Below are 6,042 nucleotides of genomic sequence, written 5' to 3' on the forward strand. Positions count from 1 at the left end.
ATACGACCAGGAGACACCACGATGACCAGTGCCACGGCCGAACATGCCGACCTTCCCGCCGACCTTCCCGCCGGCTTCGCGCCGCATTTTCGCCATAGTCCGTTGACCGACCCCTGGGAGCCGCTGTACTCGAGGCGCTCGGACCAGGCCATCGTGCTGGCGGTGAAGCTCGCCCAGGCCCACACCAACGCACGCGGCTTTGCTCATGGCGGGCTGATCACGGCCTTGGCGGACAACGCCATGGGGCTGTCGTGCGGCATGCAATTCGCCGAGCCGCGCAGCCTGGTCACTGTGAACCTGTCGATCGACTTCCTCAACGTCGCAAGGATCGGGCAGTGGCTGATGTTCGAAACGTCATTCACCAAGGTCGGCGGCACGCTGTGCTTTGCCCAGGCTTTCGTCACCGCCGACGGCGTGGCTTGCGGCAGGGCCAACGCGACTTTCCGGGCCATGCAGTGAGTTTTTCCTTGGATCTCAATCAGGCAGGGTAATGCAATGACAGCAGATACGAGCGGCACCAGCGCGACCACCAGTGCGATCACCAGCGGCGCCTATTCGCTGGACACGGTCAAGCGTGTCAACCAGGCTGCCGCCTTCAACCGGTGGCTGGGCTTCGAGGTGATCAGCGCGCAGGGCGGGGCGGCGGAACTGCGCATGGCCTGGCATGACCAAGCCACGCAATACGCGGGATTCCTCCATGCGGGCGTGATCGGCGCCCTGGTCGATACCGCCTGCGGGTTCGCGGCCACCACGGTAGGTGGGCCGGTGATGGCTTCCCACTATTCGGTGAACTGCATGGCACCGGCCGTGGGGCAGGCGTTCGTGGCGCGGGCCAGCGTGACCAAGGCAGGCAAGCGGCAGGTGTTTGCAAGGGCGGAAGTGTTCGCGGAGCAGGCCGGCGGCGAGCTGCGGCTGGTGGCCTCGGGCGAGGTCATCTTCGTGCCTGTCGAGCCACAGACCGCCAAGCCACCCGTGCCGCACGATTGAGATGCTTGATCTGGCTTCATTAGCGCAATTAACGGCCAGGCATTTGCCTCCTACGACCCGACCGGTGCCATCTCATGAGATCCCGCAATTCCCGCCGCGCGCGGCTTCGGCTAGCCAGGCAAGCCTGCAGGGCGAGAGGTACGGCGCAAATGGAAAATGGCAGTCCGCTCGCTACGCGACCGGACTGCCATTCAAGCGGCGCGGACAGGGCGGGAGATGCTGGTCCACTCTGGCGATCGTTGCAGATCGTGGCAGCTTCGGGATTGTCCCGGTGGCGAGCGCCGTGGCTAGCCGCGCAGACTACGCGTGCCTTGCAAAATGTGCCCGCCATGACCGACACGAATTTCCGCGTAGCACGATTGGATGACCTGGATGGCTTGCTCTTGCTTTACAGGGAGCTGCGGCCGGCAGATCCGGACTTTGATGGCCCGTCGGCCGCGCAGGCGCTGGCACGCGTGCTGCAGAGCGATGCAACGCGCCTTGTGGTGGCGGAGCACGGTGGCAAGCTCGCCGCAACCTGCATGCTGGCAATCATCCCGAGCCTGCCCAGGCTCGGCCAACCGATCGGGCTGCTCGAACATGTGGTGACCGCAGCCGCCTGGCGTGGGCGCGGGATTGGCCTGGCGATGCTTCGTCATGCTCTGGCGCTGGCCTGGCAGGCGGGCTGCTGCAAGGTCATGATGCTGTCGGGGGCGCAGCGCGAGGCGGCGCATCGGCTGTATGTCGCGGCGGGATTCGACGGCGACCGCGAGCGCGGCTTTGTCATCAAGGCGCCCATGGCGGGCTGAAACGCAGGGGGCCGGCATGGGGCCGGGTCCCCTGGAACTACACATCTACGCAGCTACGCACCTAAGGACATGGCGCACCCGCTCAAACGCATCCAGCGTGAAACCCGTGCGGCCACGTCAGCGTGCTTCAGAACGCGTCGCCCGGCACGCGCACCCATCCTTCCATCAGCACGCGGGCGCTGCGGCTCATGATGGCCTTGGTCACGGTCCATTCGCCATCGACCTGGCTGGCTTCGGCGCCCACCCGCAAGGTGCCCGAGGGATGGCCGAAGCGCACTGCGTTGCGCTCGCCACCGCCGGCAGCCAGGTTCACCAGCGTGCCGGTGATGGCCGCCGCGGTGCCGATGGCGACCGCGGCCGTGCCCATCATGGCGTGATGCAGCTTGCCCATGGACAAGGCGCGCACGAGCAGGTCGACGTCGCCGGCCGCAACCTGTTTGCCGCTGGAGGCCACGTAGTCGGCCGGCTCGGCGACAAAGGYGACTTTCGGCGTGTGCTGCCGGGTGGCCGCCTCATCGATATGTTTGATCAGACCCATGCGCACCGCGCCGTGGGCGCGAATGGTCTCGAACATCGCCAGGGCCTTGGCATCGCCATTGATGGCGTCCTGCAGCTCCGTGCCCTTGTAGCCGATGGCTTGCGCATTCAGGAAGATGGTCGGGATGCCGGCATTGATCATGGTGGCCTTGAGCGTGCCGACGCCCGGCACCTCCAGGTCGTCGACCAGGTTGCCGGTGGGGAACATGGCGCCGCTGGCGCCGTCTTCCTCGGCTGCCGGATCCATGAACTCGAGCTGGACTTCGGCGGCGGGGAAGGTCACGCCGTCCAGCTCGAAGTCACCGGTTTCCTGCACGGCGCCATTGGTGATGGGTACGTGCCCGATGATGGTCTTGCCGATATTGGCCTGCCAGATGCGCACGATGGCCACGCCGTTGTGCGGGATGCGGCTGGGGTCGACCAGGCCGGCGCTGATGGCGAAGGGGCCGACGGCGGCGGAGAGGTTGCCGCAGTTGCCGCTCCAGTCGACAAACGGCTGGTCGATGGAGACCTGGCCGAACAGGTAGTCGACGTCGTGATCGGGCTTGCTGCTTTTTGAGAGGATGACGGTCTTGCTGGTGCTGGAGGTAGCAGCACCCATGCCATCGATCTGCTTGCCGTAGGGATCTGGGCTGCCGATGACGCGCATCAGCAGCGCGTCGCGGGCGGCGCCCGGCACTTGCGCGGCTTCGGGCAAATCCTGCAGACGGAAGAACACGCCTTTGCTGGTCCCGCCACGGATGTAGGTGGCGGGGATCTTGATCTGGGGTACGTGGGCCATGGAATACTCGTCCTGATGAAAGCGGGCGGTACGTTGCCATACCGCCCGAACACGTTGCTGGTCGATGCGCCTGCGCGCGCTTACGCAGCGGCCTTCGACGATTCGAGGAAGTCCTGCGCAAAGCGCTGCAGCACGCCGCCGGCTTCGTAGATCGACACTTCTTCCGCGGTATCGAGGCGGCAGGTCACCGGCACTTCCACGCGCTCGCCGTTCTTGCGATGCATCACCAGGGTGAGCTCGCAGCGCGGCGTGCGTTCGCCGATCACGTCGTAGGTCTCGGTGCCGTCGATGCCCAGCGTGGTGCGGTTGACACCAGGCTTGAACTCCAGCGGCAGCACGCCCATGCCGACCAGGTTGGTGCGGTGGATGCGCTCGAAGCCTTCGGCCACGATCGCCTCCACGCCGGCCAGGCGCACGCCCTTGGCGGCCCAGTCGCGCGAGGAGCCCTGGCCGTAGTCGGCGCCGGCAACAACGATCAGTGGCTGCTTGCGGGCCATGTAGGTCTCGATGGCTTCCCACATGCGGGTGACCTTGCCCTCTGGCTCGATGCGGGCAAGCGAGCCTGGCTTGACCTTGCCGTCCACCACCACCATTTCGTTCTTCAGGGTGGGGTTGGCAAAGGTGGCGCGCTGCGCGGTCAGGTGGTCGCCGCGGTGGGTCGCGTAGGAGTTGAAGTCCTCCTCCGGCAGGCCCATCTTGGCCAGGTACTCGCCGGCTGCGCTATCGAGCATGATGGCGTTGGATGGCGACAGGTGGTCGGTCGTGATGTTGTCGCCCAGCACGGCCAGGGGCCGCATGCCGGTGAGCGCGCGTTCGCCAGCCAATGCGCCTTCCCAGTAGGGCGGGCGGCGGATATAGGTGCTCATTTCGCGCCAGTCGTACAGCGGGTTGGCTTTTTCGCCGGTGTCGGCGGTCACGGCGAACATTGGCTCGTAGACCTTGCGGAACTGCGCTGGCTTCACGCTGGCGGCAACCACCGCGTCGATCTCTTCGTCGGACGGCCAGATGTCCTTCAGCGTCACCGGCTTGCCATCGGCGTCGGTGCCCAGCACATCCTTCTCGATATCGAAGCGGATGGTGCCGGCAATGGCGTAGGCCACCACCAGCGGCGGCGAGGCCAGGAAGGCCTGCTTGGCATACGGATGGATGCGACCGTCGAAGTTGCGGTTGCCGGACAGCACGGCGGTGGCATACAGGTCGCGGTCCACGACTTCCTTCTGGATCACCGGGTCCAACGCGCCGGACATGCCGTTGCAGGAGGTGCAGGCATACGCCACCACGCCAAAGCCCAGCTGCTCCAGTTCCGGCAGCAGGTTGGCTTCTTCCAGGTAGAGCGTGACCGCCTTGGAGCCCGGCGCCAGCGAGCTCTTCACCCACGGCTTGCGGGTGAGGCCGAGCTTGTTGGCGTTGCGCGCCAGCAGCCCGGCGGCCACCATGTTGCGCGGGTTGTTGGTGTTGGTGCAACTGGTGACGGCAGCGATGATCACCGCGCCGTCCGGCATCAGGCCGGGCTCGTTCTCGACCTTGCCGCTGATGCCGCGCGCGGCCAGCTCGGAGGTGGGCACGCGCTTGTGCGGGTTGGACGGGCCGGCGATGTTGCGCACCACGGTGGACAGGTCGAACCTGAGCACGCGCGGGTACTCGGCATTTTTCAGGCTGTCCGCCCAGAGGCCGGTTTTCTTGGCATACGTTTCCACCAGCTTGACCAGCGCGTCGTCGCGGCCGGTGAGCTTGAGGTACTTGATGGTCTGCTCGTCGATGTAGAACATCGCGGCGGTGGAGCCAAACTCCGGCGCCATGTTGGAGATGGTGGCGCGATCGCCCAGCGTCAGGTGGGTGGTGCCTTCGCCGAAGAATTCGAGGTAGGACGACACGACCTTTTCCTTGCGCAGGAATTCGGTCAGGGCCAGCACGGTGTCCGTCGCGGTGATGCCCGGCTGCGGCTTGCCGGTCAGCTCCACACCGATGATGTCCGGCAGGCGCATCCAGGAAGCGCGGCCCAGCATCACGCTTTCAGCTTCCAGGCCGCCCACGCCGATGGCGATCACGCCTAGCGCGTCAACCATCGGGGTGTGGGAGTCGGTGCCGACCAGCGTGTCGGGGAAGGCCACGCCGTCTTTCACCTGCACCACCGGGCTCATGCGCTCAAGGTTGATCTGGTGCAGGATGCCGTTGCCCGGCGGAATCACGTCGACGTTCTTGAAGGCCTTCTTGGTCCAGTTGATGAAGTCGAAGCGGTCTTCGTTGCGACGGTCTTCGATGGCGCGGTTCTTCGCGAACGCATCGGGATCGAAACCACCACACTCGACGGCCAGCGAGTGGTCCACCACCAGCTGCGTCGGCACGACCGGGTTGACCATGACCGGGTCGCCGCCCTGGGCAGCAATGGCGTCGCGCAGCCCGGCGAGGTCGACCAGCGCGGTCTGGCCCAGGATGTCATGGCAGACCACGCGCGCCGGGAACCAGGGGAAGTCCAGCTCCTGCTTGCGCTCGATGATCTGCTTGAGGGAATCGGTCAGCGTTGCCGGGTCGCAGCGGCGAACGAGGTTCTCGGCCAGCACGCGCGACGTGTACGGCAGCTTGTCATAAGCGCCCGGCTGGATGGCGTCGACCGCGGCACGCGTGTCGAAGAAATCCAGCTGGGTGCCGGGCAGCGGTTTGCGGTTTGCAGTGTTCATTTTGTAGGGGCGAAAGAGAGTAACGATCAGGGGGTAGTGGCGCAGCTTTGCGGCCAACTACCCCCTTCTCCCACAGGCGGTACAGGGGAGCAAACCGGCAGCCGGCTGGATTACTTGCGATCCTTGATCGGCACGAACTTCAGGTTTTCCGGCCCGGTGTAGTTGGCGCTGGGGCGGATGATCTTGTTGTCGATGCGTTGCTCGATGATATGCGCAGCCCAGCCCGAGGTGCGCGCGATCACGAACAGCGGGGTGAACATGGCGGTGGGCA

Annotated in this window: 6 protein-coding genes; 3 read left to right on the forward strand and 3 right to left on the reverse strand. The window is 65.7% G+C overall.

Annotation, left to right across the window (positions count from 1 at the left end):
* Positions 1-21: 21 nt before the first annotated feature.
* The 3 genes from AB4061_RS30765 to AB4061_RS30775 all read left to right on the forward strand — a co-directional run bounded on the left by AB4061_RS30765 (position 22) and on the right by AB4061_RS30775 (position 1,775).
* The gene (locus AB4061_RS30765) at positions 22-459 is read left to right on the forward strand and encodes a PaaI family thioesterase (protein ID WP_441639993.1); all 438 of its coding nucleotides are present in this window, start codon (positions 22-24) and stop codon (positions 457-459) included.
* Positions 460-495: 36 nt separating this feature from the next.
* Complete coding sequence (locus tag AB4061_RS30770; RefSeq protein WP_441639994.1) at positions 496-987, forward strand: PaaI family thioesterase; 492 nt, start codon at positions 496-498, stop codon at positions 985-987.
* 329 nt (positions 988-1,316) lie between these two features.
* A complete protein-coding gene (locus AB4061_RS30775) occupies positions 1,317-1,775 on the forward strand; it encodes a GNAT family N-acetyltransferase (RefSeq protein WP_441639995.1) in 459 nt (152 codons plus the stop codon).
* A gap of 127 nt (positions 1,776-1,902) precedes the next feature.
* Here AB4061_RS30775 and prpF read toward each other — a convergent pair whose 3' ends face one another.
* From prpF to AB4061_RS30790, 3 genes are all read right to left on the reverse strand, one after another.
* Positions 1,903-3,093 (reverse strand): 2-methylaconitate cis-trans isomerase PrpF, encoded by a 1,191-nt coding sequence (gene prpF, locus AB4061_RS30780; protein WP_441639996.1) that lies wholly within the window; start codon positions 3,091-3,093, stop codon positions 1,903-1,905.
* An 80-nt stretch (positions 3,094-3,173) separates the two neighbouring features.
* Positions 3,174-5,771: a Fe/S-dependent 2-methylisocitrate dehydratase AcnD gene (acnD, locus tag AB4061_RS30785; RefSeq protein ID WP_441639997.1), complete on the reverse strand. Its 2,598-nt coding sequence runs from the start codon at positions 5,769-5,771 to the stop codon at positions 3,174-3,176.
* A 110-nt stretch (positions 5,772-5,881) separates the two neighbouring features.
* Positions 5,882-6,042 (reverse strand): citrate/2-methylcitrate synthase (locus AB4061_RS30790; RefSeq protein ID WP_441640003.1); only part of this gene is annotated, 161 nt, incomplete at its 5' end.

The sequence above is a fragment of the Cupriavidus sp. YAF13 genome, assembly GCF_052113425.1.
In the GTDB taxonomy this organism is placed as follows: Bacteria; Pseudomonadota; Gammaproteobacteria; order Burkholderiales; family Burkholderiaceae; genus Cupriavidus.